The sequence below is a fragment of the Dactylosporangium siamense genome (assembly GCF_016862795.1).
GTDB lineage: Bacteria > Actinomycetota > Actinomycetes > Mycobacteriales > Micromonosporaceae > Dactylosporangium > Dactylosporangium siamense.
Genome location: NZ_BONQ01000207.1, coordinates 15,107 through 33,709, shown reverse-complemented (window position 1 = coordinate 33,709; position 18,603 = coordinate 15,107). Strand labels below are relative to the sequence as shown.

The 18,603-nt window shown below is 72.9% G+C and carries 25 protein-coding genes; 10 read left to right on the top strand and 15 right to left on the bottom strand.

Going from position 1 to position 18,603, the window contains the following annotated elements; genetic code table 11:
• Positions 1-299 precede the first annotated feature (299 nt).
• A complete protein-coding gene (locus Dsi01nite_RS55590; RefSeq protein WP_203854634.1) occupies positions 300-1,058 on the top strand; it encodes an Hsp70 family protein in 759 nt (252 codons plus the stop codon).
• Positions 1,055-1,180: a hypothetical protein gene (locus Dsi01nite_RS58660; protein WP_275423524.1), complete on the top strand. Its 126-nt coding sequence runs from the start codon at positions 1,055-1,057 to the stop codon at positions 1,178-1,180. The genes Dsi01nite_RS55590 and Dsi01nite_RS58660 overlap by 4 nt, the downstream gene beginning before the upstream one ends.
• Positions 1,181-1,201: 21 nt before the next feature.
• Here the strand turns inward: Dsi01nite_RS58660 and Dsi01nite_RS55585 are convergent, their stop codons facing one another.
• On the bottom strand, positions 1,202-2,314 hold the full coding sequence (locus tag Dsi01nite_RS55585) for an FAD-dependent oxidoreductase (RefSeq protein WP_239137257.1): 1,113 nt from the start codon (positions 2,312-2,314) through the stop codon (positions 1,202-1,204).
• A 25-nt stretch (positions 2,315-2,339) separates the two neighbouring features.
• Here Dsi01nite_RS55585 and Dsi01nite_RS55580 point away from each other — a divergent pair, with 25 nt between their 5' ends.
• Positions 2,340-3,065 (top strand): TetR/AcrR family transcriptional regulator, encoded by a 726-nt coding sequence (locus Dsi01nite_RS55580; protein WP_239137255.1) that lies wholly within the window; start codon positions 2,340-2,342, stop codon positions 3,063-3,065.
• 24 nt (positions 3,066-3,089) lie between these two features.
• Here Dsi01nite_RS55580 and Dsi01nite_RS55575 read toward each other — a convergent pair whose 3' ends face one another.
• The 5 genes from Dsi01nite_RS55575 to Dsi01nite_RS55555 all read right to left on the bottom strand — a co-directional run bounded on the left by Dsi01nite_RS55575 (position 3,090) and on the right by Dsi01nite_RS55555 (position 7,857).
• Entirely contained in the window at positions 3,090-3,989 is a 900-nt protein-coding gene (locus tag Dsi01nite_RS55575; protein ID WP_203854632.1) for a hypothetical protein, read from the bottom strand.
• Positions 3,986-4,303, bottom strand: coding sequence for a PadR family transcriptional regulator (locus Dsi01nite_RS55570; protein ID WP_203854631.1), 318 nt, complete (start codon positions 4,301-4,303; stop codon positions 3,986-3,988). The genes Dsi01nite_RS55575 and Dsi01nite_RS55570 overlap by 4 nt, the downstream gene beginning before the upstream one ends.
• A gap of 104 nt (positions 4,304-4,407) precedes the next feature.
• Positions 4,408-5,028: a pyridoxamine 5'-phosphate oxidase family protein gene (locus tag Dsi01nite_RS55565; RefSeq protein ID WP_239137253.1), complete on the bottom strand. Its 621-nt coding sequence runs from the start codon at positions 5,026-5,028 to the stop codon at positions 4,408-4,410.
• Positions 5,029-5,106: 78 nt separating this feature from the next.
• Positions 5,107-6,609 carry an RtcB family protein gene (locus tag Dsi01nite_RS55560; RefSeq protein WP_203854630.1) on the bottom strand — a complete coding sequence of 501 codons (1,503 nt, stop codon included), beginning with the start codon at positions 6,607-6,609 and terminating at the stop codon, positions 5,107-5,109.
• Positions 6,610-6,675: 66 nt separating this feature from the next.
• Positions 6,676-7,857, bottom strand: coding sequence for a hypothetical protein (locus Dsi01nite_RS55555; protein ID WP_203854629.1), 1,182 nt, complete (start codon positions 7,855-7,857; stop codon positions 6,676-6,678).
• Positions 7,858-7,984: 127 nt separating this feature from the next.
• Here Dsi01nite_RS55555 and Dsi01nite_RS55550 point away from each other — a divergent pair, with 127 nt between their 5' ends.
• Positions 7,985-8,263 carry a GlsB/YeaQ/YmgE family stress response membrane protein gene (locus tag Dsi01nite_RS55550; protein ID WP_203854628.1) on the top strand — a complete coding sequence of 93 codons (279 nt, stop codon included), beginning with the start codon at positions 7,985-7,987 and terminating at the stop codon, positions 8,261-8,263.
• A gap of 69 nt (positions 8,264-8,332) precedes the next feature.
• Complete coding sequence (locus tag Dsi01nite_RS55545; protein ID WP_239137251.1) at positions 8,333-8,776, top strand: GNAT family N-acetyltransferase; 444 nt, start codon at positions 8,333-8,335, stop codon at positions 8,774-8,776.
• Here Dsi01nite_RS55545 and Dsi01nite_RS55540 read toward each other — a convergent pair.
• Positions 8,754-9,188 (bottom strand): nuclear transport factor 2 family protein, encoded by a 435-nt coding sequence (locus Dsi01nite_RS55540; protein ID WP_203854627.1) that lies wholly within the window; start codon positions 9,186-9,188, stop codon positions 8,754-8,756. The two genes, Dsi01nite_RS55545 and Dsi01nite_RS55540, sit on opposite strands and share 23 nt — an antisense overlap.
• A 49-nt stretch (positions 9,189-9,237) precedes the next feature.
• On the opposite strand from Dsi01nite_RS55540, the gene Dsi01nite_RS55535 reads away from it, so the two are divergent.
• Complete coding sequence (locus Dsi01nite_RS55535) at positions 9,238-9,741, top strand: winged helix-turn-helix transcriptional regulator (protein ID WP_203854626.1); 504 nt, start codon at positions 9,238-9,240, stop codon at positions 9,739-9,741.
• A 76-nt stretch (positions 9,742-9,817) separates the two neighbouring features.
• Here Dsi01nite_RS55535 and Dsi01nite_RS55530 read toward each other — a convergent pair whose 3' ends face one another.
• From Dsi01nite_RS55530 to Dsi01nite_RS55510, 5 genes are all read right to left on the bottom strand, one after another.
• The gene (locus Dsi01nite_RS55530; RefSeq protein WP_203854625.1) at positions 9,818-10,279 is read right to left on the bottom strand and encodes a flagellar basal body-associated FliL family protein; all 462 of its coding nucleotides are present in this window, start codon (positions 10,277-10,279) and stop codon (positions 9,818-9,820) included.
• 101 nt (positions 10,280-10,380) lie between these two features.
• Positions 10,381-10,815, bottom strand: a complete 435-nt coding sequence (gene trxA / locus Dsi01nite_RS55525) for a thioredoxin (protein WP_203854624.1) — start codon at positions 10,813-10,815, stop codon at positions 10,381-10,383.
• Positions 10,816-10,879: 64 nt separating this feature from the next.
• Positions 10,880-11,476: a DedA family protein gene (locus Dsi01nite_RS55520; RefSeq protein ID WP_203854623.1), complete on the bottom strand. Its 597-nt coding sequence runs from the start codon at positions 11,474-11,476 to the stop codon at positions 10,880-10,882.
• A 162-nt stretch (positions 11,477-11,638) separates the two neighbouring features.
• Complete coding sequence (locus tag Dsi01nite_RS55515) at positions 11,639-12,547, bottom strand: MBL fold metallo-hydrolase (RefSeq protein ID WP_203854622.1); 909 nt, start codon at positions 12,545-12,547, stop codon at positions 11,639-11,641.
• Between the two features lie 15 nt (positions 12,548-12,562).
• Positions 12,563-13,840 (bottom strand): hypothetical protein, encoded by a 1,278-nt coding sequence (locus Dsi01nite_RS55510; RefSeq protein ID WP_203854621.1) that lies wholly within the window; start codon positions 13,838-13,840, stop codon positions 12,563-12,565.
• A 23-nt stretch (positions 13,841-13,863) separates the two neighbouring features.
• On the opposite strand from Dsi01nite_RS55510, the gene Dsi01nite_RS55505 reads away from it, so the two are divergent.
• Positions 13,864-14,994 carry a serine hydrolase domain-containing protein gene (locus tag Dsi01nite_RS55505; protein ID WP_203854620.1) on the top strand — a complete coding sequence of 377 codons (1,131 nt, stop codon included), beginning with the start codon at positions 13,864-13,866 and terminating at the stop codon, positions 14,992-14,994.
• A gap of 10 nt (positions 14,995-15,004) precedes the next feature.
• Here Dsi01nite_RS55505 and Dsi01nite_RS55500 read toward each other — a convergent pair whose 3' ends face one another.
• Positions 15,005-15,562, bottom strand: coding sequence for a CGNR zinc finger domain-containing protein (locus Dsi01nite_RS55500; protein ID WP_203854619.1), 558 nt, complete (start codon positions 15,560-15,562; stop codon positions 15,005-15,007).
• Positions 15,563-15,610: 48 nt separating this feature from the next.
• Here Dsi01nite_RS55500 and Dsi01nite_RS55495 point away from each other — a divergent pair, with 48 nt between their 5' ends.
• Positions 15,611-16,018, top strand: a complete 408-nt coding sequence (locus Dsi01nite_RS55495) for a GNAT family N-acetyltransferase (RefSeq protein ID WP_203854618.1) — start codon at positions 15,611-15,613, stop codon at positions 16,016-16,018.
• Between the two features lie 205 nt (positions 16,019-16,223).
• The gene (locus tag Dsi01nite_RS55490; protein ID WP_203854617.1) at positions 16,224-16,922 is read left to right on the top strand and encodes a DUF6745 domain-containing protein; all 699 of its coding nucleotides are present in this window, start codon (positions 16,224-16,226) and stop codon (positions 16,920-16,922) included.
• Here the strand turns inward: Dsi01nite_RS55490 and Dsi01nite_RS55485 are convergent.
• On the bottom strand, positions 16,912-17,664 hold the full coding sequence (locus tag Dsi01nite_RS55485; RefSeq protein WP_203854616.1) for an SDR family NAD(P)-dependent oxidoreductase: 753 nt from the start codon (positions 17,662-17,664) through the stop codon (positions 16,912-16,914). The genes Dsi01nite_RS55490 and Dsi01nite_RS55485 overlap by 11 nt on opposite strands.
• A 35-nt stretch (positions 17,665-17,699) precedes the next feature.
• Here Dsi01nite_RS55485 and Dsi01nite_RS55480 point away from each other — a divergent pair, with 35 nt between their 5' ends.
• Entirely contained in the window at positions 17,700-18,326 is a 627-nt protein-coding gene (locus Dsi01nite_RS55480; RefSeq protein ID WP_203854615.1) for a ribonuclease FAU-1 family protein, read from the top strand.
• Here Dsi01nite_RS55480 and Dsi01nite_RS55475 read toward each other — a convergent pair.
• Positions 18,313-18,504 (bottom strand): helix-hairpin-helix domain-containing protein, encoded by a 192-nt coding sequence (locus tag Dsi01nite_RS55475; RefSeq protein WP_239137249.1) that lies wholly within the window; start codon positions 18,502-18,504, stop codon positions 18,313-18,315. The two genes, Dsi01nite_RS55480 and Dsi01nite_RS55475, sit on opposite strands and share 14 nt — an antisense overlap.
• Positions 18,505-18,603 lie beyond the last annotated feature (99 nt).

Genomic DNA, 18,603 nt, shown 5'->3' with positions numbered 1-18,603 from the left:
CCACCAGTTGACAAAACCCTTCACAGATCGAAGGAGTGCCGTGGTCGTCCGGGCGACCACCCGGCGCCTTCGATCAAGCGGCCAAGATCGTTGGACCTTGGTGCGGGCCTTGTTGGCGCCTTGATTCGGGTGATTTGGCGGAAGTTTTGCCAGCGCGCTGTCGGTGGCGGTGCTGAAGTAGGCCGCACGTCCCAGTGCAGCGCCGCCCGTGCGGCCGCTGGGTTGGCGAGTTCCGGCGGCACCGCGGTGCTCGGCTGGGTGGCGGGACACGGGCGGCCTGGGTGCCTACAGTGCTGGGCGTGCGCTCGGCTGGTTACCAGCTCGGGATCGACTTCGGCACGTCCAACACCGTGGCGATGCTGGCCGGGCCGGACGGGCGGGTCAGGCCACTGCTGTTCGGGGTGTCGCCGCTGCTCAGCTCCGGGGTGTTCGCCGCGGTCGACGGCGGCCTGCTGACCGGCGTCAACGGCGAGCACGCGGCGGTGTCGGCGCCGGCCGGGTGGGAGCCGAACCCGAAGCAGTGCGTCGATCACGGCACGGTGTGGCTGGCGGAGCGATCGGTGCCCGTCGTCGACCTGATCGCCGCGGTGCTGCGAACCGTCGCGGGCGAGGCGGCCCGGGTCGCCGGCGGGCCGCCGGGTGCGGTGGTGCTGACCCACCCGAGCGCCTGGGGCAACGTGCGCTGCGGCATCCTGCTCGACCCGTCCAGCGCCGTGGCCGGTGCGGCCGTGCAGGCGGGCCTGCTCACCGGCAAGGTCCTGGACCTGCTGCTGCTCGACGTGGCGCCGATGTCCCTGAGTGTGGAGACCGCCGGCGGTGGCACGCAGCGGCTCATCGAGCGCAACACCACCATTCCGACCCTGCGCCGGCACCTGTTCACCACCGGCGCGGCCGGCCAGTCGGCGGTCCGGGTCCGGGTCCTGGAGGGCGAGCACGCCGCCGCGGCGGACAACCGGCGGCTGCTCACCATCGACATCACCGGCATCCCGCCCGCCCCGGCTGGGTGCCCCGCCTCGAGGTCATCTTCGACATCGACGCCAACGGCATCCTGCTCGTGACGGTCACTGATCTCGGCACCGGTGAGTCCCGGACCGCGACCGTCGACCAGGCCTCGATCCGTGCCGCCGCGCTCGACCGACCCGGCACCGACCGCGGTCGACTTCCGGTGGCCGCGCGCTGATCGCGCGCCGCCGCACAAGGGTCAGGCGGCGGACCGGGGCGTGAAGAAGCGGACGATGTCCTGCGCCGCGGTCGGGGACAGCATCATCGCGTGGACCCGGGCGGACATCTCGGCGATCGGGTGGATCCTGGCGAACATCGCCTCCTCGTAGGCCCGGATCGCCGCGTCGGGGTCGGCGGGGTCGGCCACGAGTGCGGCGGCGAGCTCGGCGGCGTCGAGCAGGGCCTGGTTGGCGCCCTCGCCGACCGGCGGCATGAGGTGCGCGGCGTCACCGATGAGGGTGATGCCCGGCCGGTGGTCCCAGCGCGTGCCGGTGGGCATCACCTCGATCAGGCGTGGGATGGGCGGGCCGTCGCCGGCTTCGATGAGTGCGGTGAGCCTGGGGTCCCAGCCGTCGAACAGGTCCAGCAGCGCGGATGTGCTGCGGTAGGTGTCCAGGCGGTCGTCCGCGGGGAGGGAGATCCCGACCCGGATCTCGCCGTCGCCGAGGCGTTGCGCCGACAGGGTCCGGCGCACGCCGATGCACCAGAGGTTTCCGGGGCCGACCAGCTCGGCGAGCTCGGGGTGGCGACGGTCGGCGTCGGTGATCCTCAGCTCGACGTGGGTGGCCACGGGGGACAGCGGCGAGTCGGTCAGCAGGGCCCGGGCGGCCGAGCGGGCGCCGTCCGCGCCGATGAGGACGTCGCAGTCGGCGCGGTGGCCGCCGTCGAACGCCAGCCCGAAGCCTCCGCCGGGTCGTGGTGTCGCCGCGACGAGCCGGCGCTGCCAGACCACCGTGTCGCGGGGGAGCGAGTCGAGCAGGAGGTCACGCAGTGCGGCGCGGTCGATCTCGGGGCGCCCGGAGAACGAGCCCGGTTGCGGCCTGTGGTGCACGAGGACGTGACCGGCGGGGTCGAGGATGCGATGTTCCTCGCCCTCCGGCCGGGCCTCGGACCGGAACCGGCCGGTGAGGCCCGCGTCGGCCAGCGCCTGTTGCCCGGACTCCGGGTGCAGGTCGAGCATGCCGCCCTGGGCCCGGGTGGATCGGTCCGCCTCGCGTTCGTACACCACCGTGTCGATGCCGTGCCGGTGCAGGATCCGGGCCAGCGTCAGGCCGCCGAGGCCACCGCCGGCGATCGCGATTCGCATCATCATCCCCCGTTACCGTACGATGTACCTCATGGATACACCGTACGGTAGCGCGCCGATGCCGGTTTGGGAACGGCCCGAGCCTCAGCCGCGGGCGGCGCCGGTGCCGCTGAGCCGTGCGAAGATCGCCGCCACGGCGATCCGGGTCGCCGACGAACACGGCCTCGACGGGCTGTCGGTCCGCAAGATCGCCAAGGAGCTCGGCGTCGGTCCGATGCGGCTCTACGACTACGTGCTCAACCGGTCCGAGCTGCTCGATCTGATGGTCGACACCGTCTACGCCCGGATCGCCGAGGCCGGTCAGCACGCCGAGTGGCGCGCCACGGTGCTGGCCGTCGCCCGCGCGACCCGCGCCGCAGCCCTCGAGCACGAGTGGTTTTCCGACCTGCACGGCGGCCGGCCACACCTGGGACCGCACGCGCTCGCCGTGGGCGAGGCGACCGCGGCGGCGATGAGCCAGGCCCCCCACGTGCACGGCATCGACGACCTTCAGCGCGCACTGGGCGCCCTCAACGCCTTCATCACCGGGGCGGTCCGCCGGGAGGTCACCGAGCGGCGCACCGCCCGCGCCACCGGCACCGACGTGGCCGCCTTCCAGGCCGGCCTCGGCCCCTACCTCACCCGCATGCTGGGCACCGGCAGGTATCCCACCGTCGCCCGGCTCGTCATCGAGGGTGCCCACCTCGACGCCGAGGAGACCTTCGAGCGCAACCTGACCACCGTCCTGGACGGCATCGCCGGCACACCCCGCACGTGACAGGGGTGCGCCGGCGGGCCCGGATCAGCTGGTCGTCTGCGCGGGCCGGCGGCGCCGCCTCGGCCACGCCGCCGCGACCACGATCGCGAGCGTCAGCACCCCGACGATCCCCCAGTAGGTGAGGCCCAGCGGGCTCGGGTCGGTCCACCGGTTGTAGCGCAGCCAGACCGCGTCGGGCGCGAAGAACACCACCGCGGCCGGTGCCCACCGGGCGTCCCGGGTGATCACGGTCCAGCCGAGCGCGAGGCTCAGCAGGGCGATCTGGCCGATCGCCACGGCGGCCACCCACCCGGGCGACGCGGGCCAGGCGATCGACGCCTGGCGGGCGGCGAACGCGGCCACCGGCACCGCGAGCCACCACCACGACCGACGGCGCAGCTTGCCGCGCCGGGACAGGACGCCCAGCGCGATCACCCCGACGAGCAGGGTCAGCCAGGGCGCGAGCTCCGCCCGCGTGGCCGGCTGCGGCGAGAACGGCGGCAGCTCGTCCAGCGACGGCCAGACCTTGCGCAGGTGCAGGCGGCTGACGGCGAAGACCGCGACGAGCGCGAACGGCAGCGCGAGCCAGGGCCTGCCGATCAGCAGCGCGACGACCACCGCGGCCAGCAGCACCGGCCAGACGACGTAGTGCCCCTGGAACCAGGTCTGGCCCACGGCCGTGGCGAGGGCGCCGAGCGCGAGCAGGAACGTCGCCATGTGCAGCCCGTCGAGCCACCACACCGGGCCGCCGCTGACGATGCCGGCCGCGCGCAGCTTCGTCGCCTCGACGGCCAGGGCCACGGTCTCGCGCACGTCGGGCCGGCGCTGACCGGGCCGGGCCACGGCCATCAGCGTGTCGACGATCTCGTCCCCGTGGGTGGTGCGGTAGGCCCGCGGATACATCCTGACGAGCCGGCCGTAGCGCCGGGCGAGCACCTCGCTCATGCCGTCGCCGTCCGCACGGCGGTGTGGCGCAACACCAGGCGGGCGGCCTTCTGCATGCGCGCGGCCTCAGTCACGACCGCCTGCCGCCCGTCGTCGGTGAGCCGGAAGTAGCGGCGCGGCCGGCCGGCCACGATCTCCTCGTGGTCGACCTCGATCAGGTCCTGGTCGGCCAACCGGTCGAGCGAGCCGTAGAGCGTGCCGACCGGCAGCTTCACCCGGCCGCCGGAGAGCTCGAGCGCGTGCTTGATGATCGCGTATCCATGTCGCGGTCCGTCGAGCAGCGTGGCGAGCACGTAGTACGTCTGCTCCGTCATGCCCCGGACAATACTTCGTGGCTCGAAGTATCACAACGCGACGGGGCACACCGACACCCAAGCACGGGGGTGACAGAACCCGGCCAACGTCGGTGGACACGGCTCTAGCGGTCCGGTGCGGCCGCGGCCTTGAAGAAGTCACCGCCCTTGCGGTGCATGTCGTCGGTGCCCCAGGCGCGTTCCTCGGCGGTGACCTTCCGCAGCCGCGGGATGTGTTTGGCGCAGTGGATGTACGCCTCCTCGACGTGCACGTTGACCCAGCGCTCGGCCTTGCGCCCGGGGACGGTCTCCACCGGCAGTTCCGGGAAGGCGCGGCGCATCTCGGGGTCCGGCACGATCGTGGCGTGGCCGTTGACGTGCAGGCCGATCACGTCCCGCAGGAAGTCGACGAAGATCAGGCCGACGTTCGGGTTCTCCAGGATGTTGCCGAGGCTCGCCATGACGCCGTTGCCGCGGTACTCCGGCCAGGCCACCCGGCCCGCCGACAGCACCCGCACGAAGCCCGGCGGTCCCGCGCGGAACGTGCAGTCGCAGTGGCCGAGCGCGCTCGCGGTCGCGACGAACATCATCTCCTGCCGGCCGACGAAGTCCGTCATGTCGGCGTTCAGTTCGGGCAGCACCTGTTGCCGGTAGAAGCGGTCCGCCCGCTCGACGGTCCCGAACCGTTGCTGCAACAGGTGCTCACCCGCGGTTCCGGGCATGCTGACGCTGCTCTTCGTGTCCACCGCTGCCTCCAACGCCGGCACTTCGAACGCGAAGTGTCACGTGCCGGCCGCCGGTGCCGTCGCACCCGGTGTGCGACATCAGCCCTTCACGGTGAGCAGCGGGCGCAGTTCGGCGACCGGCGTCGCCACCCCGGCGGTCCCGAGGCTGTGCACGACCGCCCCGACCTCCTTGTACGCCCACGGCGCCTCCTGCTTGAGGTCGCGCCGCCACGCCTCGATGATGTCGCGCCGGCCGGCCACGGCGGGGTCGCGGTGGTTGAGCGGGGTGACGACCCGGAACTCCGCCAGGAACGCGTCGAGCTCGGCGTCGCTGCCGCGCGACGCCGAACCCCGCGGGATGCTGCGACCCGCGCCGTGGCAGGCGCTGGTGAGCGCGCGGGTGTTGCCGAGGCCGCGCAGGAGGTGGCTCGGCGCGCCCATCGAACCGGGCACGATGACGGGCTCGCCCCAGGGCTGCGCCTCGCTGGTGGCGCCGCCCGCCGGGGTGGCGCCCTTGCGGTGCACGACGGTGCCGTCGGCGGCCGGCCACAACAGGTTGTGCGGCGCGTCGTACACCAGCCTGGCCCCGACGTCACCGGCGACGGCGGCGAGACCCGCCCGCATCATCAGCGCCAGGAAGAACCGGTTGCCGATGGCGAAGTTCGCCGCGTTGGCGAACGCGGTCAGGTACCGCTCGCGGCGGGCCGCGCCGGCCTCGTCGAGCAGCATCGGCAGGATCCGGTTCCGGGGCGCCGGCACGCCCTTCGGCCACAGCGCCCGCGCCTGGTCCTGGCCGGTGGCGTTGGCCTGGTGCCCCAGCGACAGCGACCCGCTGTGCACCATGAGCACCACCCGTCCGGGCGCGAGGCCCCAGGCGTAGGCGGCCGCGCCGTCGTGGACCTGCGACACGTACTGCAGCTCCGCGAAGTGGTTGCCGCCGCCGACGCTGCCGATGATGCTGTCGAAGCTGGTGCCGCCGCCGCTGGTGATCCAGTCGCGGAAGCCCTCCGCCGAGGCGGCCGGATACGCGGCGGTGTGTAGGAGGCCGTCGAGATCCTCGTCGCGGACCTGCGGGTGGAGGCGGTGCCCCGGCCCACCGGCGGAGAACAGCCCCGGCAGACCCTCGCGGAGCAGGCCCTCGCGGTGTGCCGGGGTGAGGCCGATCTGCCGGCCGCCCTCGAAGAACAGGTGCCGCAGGTGCCCTTCGAGCCGGTCGAGGTGCGGCCGGACCCGGTCCACGGTCAACGACGTCGCCTCGACCCGCATGCCGCAGTTGATGTCGTTGCCGACCGCCTGCGGGATCAGTGCGCCGCGGGTGCGGATGACGGTGCCGATCGGGATGCCGGCGCCCTTGTGGAAGTCGGGCGTGCACACGACCCGGTCGATGCGGGGCGCTTCGTCGAGGCCCGGCGTGGCGGCCGCGAGGGTGCGCAGCGTCGCCTCGGTCTCCAGGACGGTGAGCAGCTCGTCGACGGCCGCGGACTCGATCGGCACGTCCGGGCCGGCGCAGATCTCGACGGGCACGCCGTGCGGGTTGGGCAGGGTGAGCCAGGAGTCGTCGGTGCGAATCAGGCGCGGGTCGGGCCGTTTGGTCGTCGACATGATCCCTTGAGGGTAGGGACGGCCGCTGCCCGCCGTCGACCGAATTGACGGCGGGCAGCGGTCCGGTCAGCCGTCGAAGTTGGCCTGCTTCACCGCGAACACGTTGCGGTGCCCGACCTGCTCCTGCAGCGACCACAGCAGGTCCGCCTCGGCGGCGTCCTCCCAGTAGCTGATGCTCTCGCCGCCGCTGACCCACGCATAGGTGTGCGACCCCGCCGACGGCGTCCAGTAGTAGAGCTGTTTGGACCCGGACGAGTTGAACCACCAGCGGTTGTTGTGGGACGCGACGCCGTTGAGCTTGTACCAGGGCAGCTGCAGCGCCTGCGTCGCCGTGGTGCTCGCGGCGAACGTGGTGGCGCCGGCGGCGAACGGGAACCGGACCGCCCGCGGTGCCCGGTTGGGATAGTCGGTGCACCCGGACGAGCAGGTGTACTCGGTCATCACGATCGACCGGCTGACCCGGTCCAGCGAGATCGTGGACCAGGCCAGGCTCGTGCCCGACGTGGTCGCCGCGGTGACCGTGCCGATCTGCGGCAGCGCGTAGGCGTAGTTGTGCGCGTAATACGTGGTGGCGTTCTGCCGGCCGATCTGGCCCGCGGTCCCGCCGGTGTTCGTCTTGAGGATCTTCCTCAGGTCGAAGACCCGCATGCCGTGCCCGGTGTCGGCGACGTACAGGTAGTCACCGAACCAGGAGACGCCGCCGGCGTGCACCTTGACGTCCTTGAAGTCCGGCGCCGCCGCCGTGCCGGTCGGCTCGACCAGCAGGATCTTGCGGTACTTGTTCGGATACGTGGCGTCCCAGTCCACGAGCGTGATCCGGCTGCGCGACGACGCGCCGTCGCAGCCGTCCTTCGTGTACCAGCTGACCAGGACCAGCTGGTGGCCGTCGTAGTTGCCGCTGTTGGCGGTGCCGATCGCGTCCCGGCTGGTGGTGATGCCCTGCGGGAAGTTGGTGCAGTCGCCGTCGTCGCCGGAGTCGAACTGGAACCCCGTCTCGTAGGTGATCCCGAGCGAGTCGGTGATCCCGGACCGGTCATGGTTGGCGTTGTCCATGACGGTGTGCACGGCCGCGGTGCCCAGTGTGGACACCAGGGCCGTGTTCACGGTGTCGAACTGGTGGTAGTTCGACGACAGCGTGAACTGTCCCGCCGGCAGTGTGGTCGGCGCCGCCGCGGCGGACGCGCTGGTGGCGGTGAGCAGTGTCGCGGCGACGGTGACCCCGGCCGCGACGGCAGCAATGACTCTCATACGGCAAAACCCCCGATATCGATAGATGGGTAACGATAGCTGCCGCCGGACGGGTGCGGTGCGTTTCGATCTCCCGGTGGACGGGCATCACTGGATCAGACGTCAACGTCACGATGGAGGAGGAGCAATGACCGTCACTGGGATCATCACCGCGCTGATCGTCGGTCTGATCGTGGGCGCGCTCGGGCGGCTCGTGGTCCCGGGCCGGCAGAGCATCCCGATCTGGCTGACCATGGTCATCGGTGTCGTCGCGGCGCTGCTGGGCACCGTCCTGGCCAACGCGCTCGGCATCGCCACGGACACGCCGGGCGTCGACTGGGGCGAGCTGCTCGTCCAGGTCCTGCTCGCCGCCGTGGGCGTGGCCCTCGTGGTCGGCGTCTCCGGGCGCGGCCGCCGGGTGCTGTAACCCCGGCAGCACACGAAAAGGCGCCCACCCGGGCGCCTTTTTCGTGTCCGGGGCGGTAGCGTCCGCGACGTGACGAACCTGCGCATCGAACCGCCGGCGGACGAGTCGGGTCTCGAGGACTGGCGGCAGGTGCACAACACCGTCGTGCCGGACGCCGCGATGTCCCTCGACGAGGCGCGGGAGCGGGCCGGGAAGTACCTTCTCGAGGTCGCCTACGACGGCGACGACCTCGTCGGCTGCACTACGGTCCGGCCGCCCGAGGAGGGCGGCGCGGCGGCCACGGTGATCGTCCGGGTGCTGCCCGGTCACCGCGGCCGGGGGATCGGGGCGGCGCTGTATGAGCGGGCCATGCGGCAGGCCGCCGAGCACGCCGCACCCGCCGTCGAGACGGTGGTGTGGGCGGCCAACAGCGGTGGTGTCCGGTTCGCGGAGGCGCGCGGCTTCGTCGAGGTGGACCGCTACGAGCCGGAGCCGGGCGCGATCCCCTACCTCACGCTGCGGCTGGCCCCGTGAGCCCCAGTTGCACCGCCCGCGCCGCCGCCAGTGCGTGGGTGTCCTCGATGACCTCGTCGTAGACCATTCGGCCCCAGCGCAACCGTACCCACTGCATCGCCTGGTTCTCATAGGTGCTGCCGTCGGCCAGGCGGGCGGTCAGGCGCAGTTTGACCACCGCCGTCGTGCGCCACGGCCAGCCGGTGACGACCACGTCCGTCAGCGTGATCCGCAGGCCGGGGAACAGCTCGAACACGCCGCGGAACCAGTCCGCGAACGCGTCCCGCCCGCGCAGGTGCACCCCGATCGGGGGTGGCCCGGCGAAGTGGAACTCCAGGTCCGGCGCGGCGGTCGCGACCGCCACCTGATACTCGCCCGTGCCGATCCGCCGCCACAGTGCCCGGACCCTGGCCCGGGTGATCGCGTGGTACATGCCGCACAGCCTAGTCGCTTGCAACTTGCAATGCACTAGGCTCGGGGGTGTGGACCGGGACCGTTTCGCCGCGATGCACTGCTCGATCGCCCGCACCGCCGGCATCGTCGGCGACCCGTGGACGCTGCTCGTCCTGCGGGACCTGTTCCTGGGCGTCAACCGCTACGAGGAGCTGCGCCGGGACCTGGGCATCGCCACCAACATGCTCGCCGACCGGCTGGAACGCCTGGTCACCGACGGTCTGGTCGTTCGCCGCCGCTACGAGCAGCGCCCGCCCCGCGACGAGTTCCTGCTCACGCCCCGGGGGCGGGACCTGTTCACGGTCGCGCTGACCGTCATGGCCTGGGGCGACCGGCACGAGGCACCAGAGGGGCCGCCGATGCGCCTGCGGCACGAGGGGTGCGGCCAGCCGGCGACCCCGCGCGTCACCTGCGACCAGTGCGGCGGTGAGCTGCACCTGGACAACGTCACGGTCCTGCCAGGCCCAGGCGGCCGGGACGCGCCCGGGACCACGGTCGTCGCGGAGCGCCTGCTGCGGCGGCGCACCGGCTGACCACACGGAAGTGGGGCCCGTGAACACACGGGCCCCACTGGTATCACTGCCACCACGTCGGAGCGGCGGCGCCGTCCTACTGGATCACGAACGTCGTGTAGTAGACGTCCATGATCTCCTTCTCCTTGCTCACGGTGTAGGCCACGATGACCTTCTCCTTGAGCTGCGTCTTGTACTTCTCGCGCCCCTCGTTGGTCAGCAGCTCCTTGGAGTCCATGTTGCTGAACAGGGAGATGGCGGCGTCGAGCGCCTTGCTGCCGTCCGGGGCCTCGGCCGCCTTGTCGGTCGCCTGCAGCGTCATCTTCAGCTTCAGGTAGTGCCCGTCGGCCAGGTTGATCGTGACCGCGTCCAGCGGCACGACGACCCCCGCGACGAGCTTCTCCACCGCCGCGGCCGGCTTCGGCGCGAACATGAGGTAGCCACCGTAGCCACCGCCGCCGAGCGCGACGAGGACGATCGCGAGGATCATGATGAGCTTCTTCTTGCCGCCCTTCTTGGGGGCTTCCTCGGTCGCCTTGTCCTTCTCGTCCTTCGCCATCGTGTTCCCCTTCGCCCGTACGCCTGCCGACCTCCGACGTTCAGCAACATCGGACCGATCACCCGACAGGTGAGTTGCACGAAGGTGCGGCAGCGGTAGCGTCAGGTTGCGGTGGCCAGGCTCTGCTCCACCCACCGGCGCAGGGTCGCGGCCGGTGCGCCGCCGGACTGGCGGGCGACGACCTTGCCGTCCTTGATGATCATCAGCGTCGGCACGGCTCGCACCTCGAAGCGCTGCGACAGCCCCGGCGCCACGTCGACGTCGACCTTGACCAGCTTGACCGTGCCGGCGAGCTCGGTGGCGACCTGTTCGAGGGCGGGGCTCACCGCCCGGCACGGCTGGCACCACTGGGCCCACAGGTCGACCAGGACCGGGGTCGAGGACCCCTCGGCGACCTCGGCGAACGTATCGTCGCCGGCGTCGACGATCCACGGCACCCGGGCGCCGCAGCTGCCGCACGCGGGCGTCCCCTTCGCCGCGCCGGGGACCCGGTTGCGCTTCCCGCACTGCGGGCACGCCACGATGTTGCTCGCCACGTTGTCGCTCCTCGAATCGTCGCCTACTTCCTGTCGACAACGGACGTACCCGGGAAATTCCCGGTCATGACGGGCGGAGCTTGCGGGCCACGAGGACGGCCAGGCCGGCGCACAGCAGCACCCCGACGGCGGTGCCGGCCGGCGCGCTGAACCGCTCGACCTGCTGCCACCGCTCGGCGAGCAGCCAGCCGGCGCCGATGAACAGCGCGTTCCACACCCCGGAGCCGGCGGTCGTCAGCAGCACGAACTTCGGCAGCCGCATCCGCTCGATCCCGGCCGGGATGGACACGAGGCTGCGCAGGATCGGCACGCACCGCGACAGCGCCACGAACCACGAGCCGTGCCGCTGGAAGAGCCGCCGGCCGCGCTCCAGGTCACGCTGGCCGGTCAGCAGGAACCAGCGCTTGCCGGCCAGGCGGTGCAGGCGGTCATACCCGAGCCGGGCGCCCACCCAGTACAGCACCAGCGACCCGGCGACGGCACCGACCGTCGCGGACACCCAGACGAGCACCGGGTGCATGGCACCGGCCCGGGCCCGGAACCCGGCGAGGGGCAGGATCAGCTCCGACGGGATCGGCGGCACGAGGGTCTCCAGCGCGATGAGCATTCCCACCCCGACCGGGCCCAGCTGATCGATGACATCGAAGATCCAGTCCGTCATCGCAACGATCCTACTGACGGATCACCGCGAAGACCCAGGGTGGCCGCGACGTGGCGCTGCCACCGGCCCGGGTGCACGCCTGGGCGGGCCGCCATCGCGCGGCACTTCGCGACCGCAGCGGCCTGCCGCAGCGGCCACGGCGGGCGGGCGCCGTCGCGCCGTTCAGACCTTGGTCGGCATCAGGGAGCCGCGCCAGGCGACGGCGTCGGTGAGGGCGGCGACCACGTCGAGTTCGGTGCCGAGCGCGTCGGCGTACGCGCGGTGCAGGTTGGGCACGATCCGCTCCGCGTCCGCCCAGCCGGCGAACTCGCCGAGGTCGCACGCGCGGGCGGCCTCGAGGGGTGTCAGCCCGGCCCGCACACCTTCCCCGGCGGTGTCCAGCACCAGCTGGTAGTACCGCCGGATCCCGTCGAACACCGGCGGGATGTCGGCGGCGGTGAGCAGCGGGCCGTGCCCCGGGACCAGGTGCGCCGGCTCGAACGCGGCGAGCCAGTCCAGGGCCGCCAGCGCGCCGGTGACGGAGCCCATGAAGACCAGCGGGGTGAGGCCGCTGAAGACCAGGTCACCGGCGAAGAGCACGCGCTCCCGCGGCAGCCACGCGACGAGGTCGCCGGTGGTGTGCGCGGGGCCGCCGGGATGCACGACGTCGACCTGCCGCTGTCCGATGTGGAGGGTGAGCCGGTCGCGGACGGTCACGTCGGGCAGCCGGCGGGTGACCGCGCCCCAGTCGGGGACGGGCTCCCACAGCGGCGGGCAGCCGTCGATGACCGGGTCGACGCGCAGGCCTTCCCGCATGTGCTCGTGGCCGACGACGACGGTCGCGGCGGGCAGGAGGCTGTTGCCGTAGGTGTGGTCGCCGTGTTGGTGGGTGTTGACCGCGAGCCGGATCGGGCCGCCGCCGGTGGCCTCGTCCACCGCGGCCAGGAACCGCCGGGTCCGGGTCTCGGTCGCGCAGGTGTCGACGAGCAGGACCTGCCCGCCGTCCGCCACGGCACCGGCGTTGTTGACCCACCAGGTGCCGTCCGGCTGGACCCACGCGTGCACCCCGGGCACGACCTCATGCAGCGCCATGCCCCGCAGCGTATGTCACCGGCCCCGCAGCGGGATCTGGTCGGGGGTGATGAGGCCGAGGCTCACCAGGTCGTAGTCCAGGTCGCGCTCCCACTCGGCGCGCGGGGCGACCAGGGGGCTGCCGCTCTGCGCGAACGTGAGGTGCGGGGTCCCGCCGGCGGAGCCGAGGAACAGCCCGGGCCGGCGGCTGGCGCCGAAGCCGCCGAGGGTCTCCAGGCGGCGGGGACGCTGGCCACGCACCAGCGCCGCGGACCAGCGCCACGGGGCCGCGTTCGTCATCAGGCCGGTCGCGTTGGTGGTCCACTTGTCGGTCCACTCCCGCAACCGGAAGCTCTCCGGCAGCCCCTGCAGGACCCGGGCGGTGGCCCGGTCCGTGCTGACGCCGCACAGGTCCAGGGCGTCCAGGGCGCGGCCGGTGAGCAGCGCGTCGACGGCGGCGGCGACCAGGCCGGTCCGCAGCCTGTCCACGCCCCACAGCTCCTCGACGTCCGTGGCCGGGGCGTGCCAGTACTGCGGCATCCGGTCCCAGCGGTGATAGGTCGACTTGCCGACGACCCTGGCCAGGCCGGCCCGCAGCCCACCCCCCGGGGCGGTGCCCACGACCAGCCAGATGCCCTTGCCCGCCGGGCTCGCCGGGGGCACGACCTCACGCAGCAGCACCTGCGTCCGGCCGGCGAGCCGCCCGCCGGTCCGGTCCCGCGGAAACCACCAGCGGATCCCGGGCAGGAACAGCCCGGCGATGGTCTCGTCGAGGTCCTCCGCCTGCTGGTCGGACAGCATCGACAGCAGCATCGGGTCCAGGGCGACGTCGACGGGGATGTCGCCGCCGGCCACCTTCGACCTGGCGAGGCGCTGCAGCCGGGCCCGGCGCCGCGCCGCGGGCTCGCCCGCGGGGATGACCGACCAGGTCGCCTCCCACTGCGCCCAGTCCTCGACGGCGGCCACGACGTCCTCGGGGAACACCGAGTGGAACTGCCCGGACGCCACCGCGACCGGGTCACCGTGCTCCAGCGGCTGGGTGTCGGCGTCGGGGCGGCGCTCGTAGAACGCGGCGGCGAAACCGAGGACCGCGGTCGGGTCCGGCAGCGTCCGCACCGGCTCCCAGTCGCCGACCTGCTCACCGGGGCGGATGTCGGCGACGGTCACGACCGCGTATGCCTCGTCGCCCGGCATCCGCACCCACGCACCGGGCTCCACCGGGCTCGCCGACCACTGGCGCGGTGCCTGGCGGATGACCGGCTCCAGGCCGGAACGGCGCAACGCGTCGACCGCTGCGGTCAGGGACGTCTCCACGGGGACCACCATAAGGTGAACCTATGGACGAGTTGTACCGGAACATGCAGGGACTGGTCGACCGGGGCACCGTGCCGGGTCTGGTCGCGGCCGTCGCGGGTGCGGACGGGCCGGCCCGGGTCGAGGTCCTCGGCTCGGCGGCGTTCGGCGGTGACGCTGCTGCGATGCGCCGCGACACGCCGTTCCGCCTCACGTCGGTGACGAAACCGATGGTGGCCGTGGCCGCGATGATGCTGGTCGAGGACGGGCTCCTGGCCCTCGACGAGCCCGTCGACCGGCTGCTGCCGGAGCTGGCCGGCCCGCGGGTGCTGCGGCGCCTGGACGCCGACGTGGACGACACGGTGCCGGCGCGGCGGGCGATCACCGTCGAGGACGTGTTCACCTACCGGATGGGGCACGGGCTGCTGCTCGACCCGGCCGCCGACCCGCCGATCAACCCGCCGTACCCGGTGGTGCGGGCCGCCGACGACCTCCACCTGACCCTGGGCCGGCCCGACCCGAGGACCCCGCACGGCGTCGACGAGTGGATGCGGCGGTTCGGGACGCTGCCGCTGCTGTTCCAGCCGGGGGAGCGCTGGGCGTACAACAGCAGCGGCCTCATCCTGGGCGTCCTGGCGGCGCGGGCGGCCCGGATGCCCCTCGGTGACCTGCTGCGGGAGCGGCTGTTCGACCCGCTCGGCATGGCCTCGACCGGGTTCACGCTGCCGCCGGACCGGGCCCGGGAGCTGCCGGCGGAGTACTTCGGTGGCGAACAGCAGACCGACGTGGCGACCGCTTCGGACTGGACCCGGGAGCCGGTGTTCCCGGACGGTGCGGCCGGGCTGGCATCCACTGTGGACGACGTGCTGGCGTTCGGCCGGTTCATGCTCCACGGTGGACGGTCGCTGCTGCCGTCGTCGGTGGTCGAGGCGATGACCACCAACCACCTGACGCCGGCGCAGATCGAGGGCGGCGGGATGCTGCTCGGCGGCCGAGGCTGGGGCTACGGCATGTCGGTGCACGCCGACGGCACGTACGGCTGGGAGGGTGGCTACGGCACGACCTGGAGCAACAGCCCGGCCACCGGCACGGTCCGGGTGCTGCTGACCCAGGTGTCCGACGTGCTGTTCGACGGCACCCTGGAGGAGTTCACCCGGCTGACGGTGCACCGCTGAGCGTGCGGTTTCACCGATCTGGTGGTGCGCCGCTGAGCGCGCCGCGGATCTGACGCTTGCGGGCCCGGTTGCCGCACGGGTCGGCGGAGCACCAGCGGCGGGTGCCGGTGTGCGAGGCGTCCAGGAACAGCGCCTGGCACGCCGGGTCGGCGCACGCCCGGACCCGGCCCGCGGCCGGCGAGGTGACCAGGTCGAGGGCGTCCCGGGCGACCAGCGCCAGGGTGGCGGTGACCGGGTCCGCGGCCTGCCAGCGCAGCGCGCCGCCAGGGTCGAGGAACGGCACCGGCACCGAACGGGCCGCCGCGTCGTTGAGCGTGTCCCGTGCGTCGGGTTTCGGGGTATCGGAGATGACCAGCGTGCGGACCGCCTCGCGGAGGCGTTGGGCACCGGTGAGGATCACCCCCGGCACGCTGCTGCCCGGTGCCGGCGCGACCGGGCCGAACTGCCGGACCCAGGCGGCGAGCGCCGGGCCGTCGCAGAGGTCGTCGACGGGCCGGCCGGTGCCACGGTCGCGCAGCGTGTGGACGAAGTCCAGGCACAGCCGGCCCGTGCCCTGGCGGAAGGACATCCCCGCAGCATAGCCCGCTGCCGGTCACCGACAGGTAGGGTTCCATCCATGTCGGTGACGGGGACGGTCAACTATTCGTGGCGTGGTGCGTTCGCCGACGCCGAGGTCGAAGCGCTGCACGCGGAGGGATTCGGGCATCCGCCGACCGGCAGCGGCTGGTGGGCCCGGGTCAACCGGCACAGCCTCGGCTGGGTGTGCGCCCGCGACGGCGACGCGCTCGTCGGGTTCGTCAACGTCGCCTGGGACGGTGCGGGTCACGCGTTCGTGCTCGACACCGTCGTGGCCGGCGCGGCGGGGCGCCGGGGCGTCGGGACCGCGCTGGTCGCCGCCGCGGTCGACGGGGCGCGGGCCGGCGGGTGCGAGTGGCTGCACGTCGACTTCGAGGATCATCTGGCCGGCTTCTACCTGTCGTCGTGCGGCTTCACCCCGACCGGCGCCGGACTCGTCAAACTGTGAGGCGGGGTTGCGGGCGGCGGCGCCGTACCCGCACAATGGACGACATGATCAGCACTCACCGGAAGGGCGCGTCCGCCCTCGCGCGTTGACCGCCACGGCGCGGCGTGTCGCCGCTGCCCCCGCAATCCGCTCTGTTCCCCGCTCGCCGGCTCATCTCATCGAGCTGTGGCATCGCGCGGAGCCCATTCTCGGCGAGTGGCTCGAGGTGGGACGTTCCACCGGGCCCGCAGACCGGGCCACCACCGAACATCTCATCGCCGGCATCTACCGCCGGCTGCACCGTCGTGCGCCGGCGTTCCGCTGGGTCGACTCGCCCCGCAAGGCGTTGCCGCTGCTCACCGGCCTGCCCACGCATCGCGACCTGCAGTCGTGGGTGCTCGCCCGGCGTCCACAAGGGACACCACCGATCGCCGGTGACATCGCCACCGCCCTCGCCCGGTTGCGCGGTGCCCTCGACGACGCGCCCGCCCTGCCGGACCTGACCGCGACGGTGAAGAAGCCCGAGAAGGAGGACCGGCACAAGCCCTGGCCGGTGCTCCCACCGGAGCGCGCGATCGAGGCCGGGGTGCCGCTGCGGGAGGTGCTGCGCCAGTCGCTGCACATCCCGATCGCGGCCGGGCTCACCTGGCCGGTCCGGGCCACCCTGGGTCCACAAGGGACACTGCCGGTCTGCTGGTACGGCCAGCAGGACGCGACCTGGATCGGCCTGCACGACACCATCCGCAAGCTCGGCCTGGCGAGCTACCGGCCACGCGACGCCGAGCAGCTCGACGAGTGGTCCGCACTCGCCCGCGCGGCCGGCTGGTGGTGGCCGGGCGAGGACGTGTGCGTGCTCGTGGACCGGCCAACGGCGGTCGGACCACGGCGGGTCGGCTACCGCGACGGCACCACCATCAGCTGGTGAGCTTCACCCCTGACAGCGCCTCGCACGCGGCGAGCAGCCCGTCCTGGACGGACCGGTCGTACGCGGCGGGGTTGGCCTTCAGGTCGGTGCGGCGCTTGAAGTAGCGGCCGGTGACCGCCGCCGCCGGGTCGTCGGCGGTCGCCAGCCACACCTGCGTCTCGGCGCCTTCCGGCAGGCCGTCGGTGGCGCTGGGACCGCCGAGCTTCGTGCGGATCCAGCCGGGGTCGACGGCGTTGCTGCGCACCTGCGGCCACAGCCGGGCCACCGCGAACGCGAGTGCCACGTCGTGCAGCTTCGAGTCGCTGTAGGCCTGCATGCCGTGCCAGGGCTTGCGTTCGTACTGCAGGTCGGCGAGGTCGGCGACCCCGACCGACTCGAGTCCGGAGGAGAGGTAGATGAGACGGGCCGGCCGTGGCATCAGGGCGGTCAGCACGTACGGCGCGAGCGTGTTGACCTGGAACGTGCGCTCGAGGCCGTCGCCGGTCACCTGTCGCTCGTCCTGCCCGCCGATGCCCGCGTTGTGCACGACCACGTCGTAGACCCCGGCGTCCCTGGCGAGGGCCTTCGTCTCCGCGAGGGACGCGAGGTCACCGACGACGGTCGGCACCCCGGGCAGCCCGGCCGCGGCGGCCCTCGCGGTGCTGCGCGCGTGCAGGACCACGTCGTGTCCCAGCCGCAGCAGCTGCGCCGCGGTCTCCAGGCCGATGCCGTCCGTCGAACCCGTTACCAGTACCCGTGCCATGCCAGCATCGTAGAGGGCGGGCCTATGATCGATGGATGGCCGCTGCCACCGTCCGCCGGTACTTCCGCGGACCGCACCTGACGTGGGCACAGGCGACGAGGGTCGTCGCGGACGACGCGCGCGGGCTGCTGCTGTGGCTGCCGGAAGGCGCCGGCTTCGCCTGCCGGGTCAACGACGAGGGCGATTTCCTGCGCGCCTCACCGACGATCGACGCCTACGGCGCGGCGCCGCTGTCGGTGCGCACCTGGCGTGGCGCCGACGTGCTGCTGCTGCACCCGCCCGGCGCCGCCCACTCGGTGTGGTGGTTCTTCACCGGCGGCGTGTTCACCGGCTGGTACGTGAACCTGGAGTCCCCGGCGCACCGCCGGGCCGGCGGCATCGACGTCGTCGACCATCACCTCGACGTCGTGGTGGCCGCGGACCGCACCTGGCGCTGGAAGGACGAGGACGAGTTCCTGGGCTGCGTGGGCCTGCCCGGCTTCTGGGACGAGGAGCAGGCGGCCGCGATCCGCGCCGAGGGGGAGCGGGTCGTCGCCGCCCTGGAGGCGAGGGTCTTCCCGTTCGACGGCACCTGGTGCGACTTCGTCCCCGACGCCGGCTGGCCCACGCCGGCGCTGCCGCCCGAGTACTCAGGGGACCCGGCGGCGCTCAAGCGAGGGTGAGACCGTGCTCGGTCAGGGCCTCCTGCAGGATGCGCAGTGCCTTCGGGCCGACCCCGTGCAGCGCGGCCAGCTCCGAGCGCCGAACCCCGGCGAGGTCACGCAGCGCGGTGTAGCCGGCATTGTGCAAGGCGCGCGTCGCCGGCGCCCCGATGTTCGGCAGCGTGTCCAGTGATGCCACCCGCGAAATTCTACCGGCGTGGATCGGCTCCCGTGCCACCATGCACCGCATGGACGCGCAGACGTTGACCGGGCAGCTCCGCCGCGGGCGGGGTCCCGG

Excerpts from the sequence above, each read along its gene's own strand:
- Dsi01nite_RS55585 (WP_239137257.1), bottom strand. The coding sequence starts at position 2,314 with ATGATGATGCGAATCGCGATCGCCGGCGGTGGCCTCGGCGGCCTGACG.
- Dsi01nite_RS55580 (WP_239137255.1), top strand. The coding sequence starts at position 2,340 with ATGGATACACCGTACGGTAGCGCGCCGATGCCGGTTTGGGAACGGCCC.
- Dsi01nite_RS55575 (WP_203854632.1), bottom strand. The coding sequence starts at position 3,989 with ATGAGCGAGGTGCTCGCCCGGCGCTACGGCCGGCTCGTCAGGATGTAT.
- Dsi01nite_RS55570 (WP_203854631.1), bottom strand. The coding sequence starts at position 4,303 with ATGACGGAGCAGACGTACTACGTGCTCGCCACGCTGCTCGACGGACCG.
- Dsi01nite_RS55560 (WP_203854630.1), bottom strand. The coding sequence starts at position 6,609 with ATGTCGACGACCAAACGGCCCGACCCGCGCCTGATTCGCACCGACGAC.
- Dsi01nite_RS55555 (WP_203854629.1), bottom strand. The coding sequence starts at position 7,857 with ATGAGAGTCATTGCTGCCGTCGCGGCCGGGGTCACCGTCGCCGCGACA.
- Dsi01nite_RS55550 (WP_203854628.1), top strand. The coding sequence starts at position 7,985 with ATGACCGTCACTGGGATCATCACCGCGCTGATCGTCGGTCTGATCGTG.
- Dsi01nite_RS55540 (WP_203854627.1), bottom strand. The coding sequence starts at position 9,188 with ATGTACCACGCGATCACCCGGGCCAGGGTCCGGGCACTGTGGCGGCGG.
- Dsi01nite_RS55530 (WP_203854625.1), bottom strand. The coding sequence starts at position 10,279 with ATGGCGAAGGACGAGAAGGACAAGGCGACCGAGGAAGCCCCCAAGAAG.
- Dsi01nite_RS55520 (WP_203854623.1), bottom strand. The coding sequence starts at position 11,476 with ATGACGGACTGGATCTTCGATGTCATCGATCAGCTGGGCCCGGTCGGG.
- Dsi01nite_RS55515 (WP_203854622.1), bottom strand. The coding sequence starts at position 12,547 with ATGGCGCTGCATGAGGTCGTGCCCGGGGTGCACGCGTGGGTCCAGCCG.
- Dsi01nite_RS55505 (WP_203854620.1), top strand. The coding sequence starts at position 13,864 with ATGGACGAGTTGTACCGGAACATGCAGGGACTGGTCGACCGGGGCACC.
- Dsi01nite_RS55500 (WP_203854619.1), bottom strand. The coding sequence starts at position 15,562 with ATGTCCTTCCGCCAGGGCACGGGCCGGCTGTGCCTGGACTTCGTCCAC.
- Dsi01nite_RS55495 (WP_203854618.1), top strand. The coding sequence starts at position 15,611 with ATGTCGGTGACGGGGACGGTCAACTATTCGTGGCGTGGTGCGTTCGCC.
- Dsi01nite_RS55485 (WP_203854616.1), bottom strand. The coding sequence starts at position 17,664 with ATGGCACGGGTACTGGTAACGGGTTCGACGGACGGCATCGGCCTGGAG.
- Dsi01nite_RS55480 (WP_203854615.1), top strand. The coding sequence starts at position 17,700 with ATGGCCGCTGCCACCGTCCGCCGGTACTTCCGCGGACCGCACCTGACG.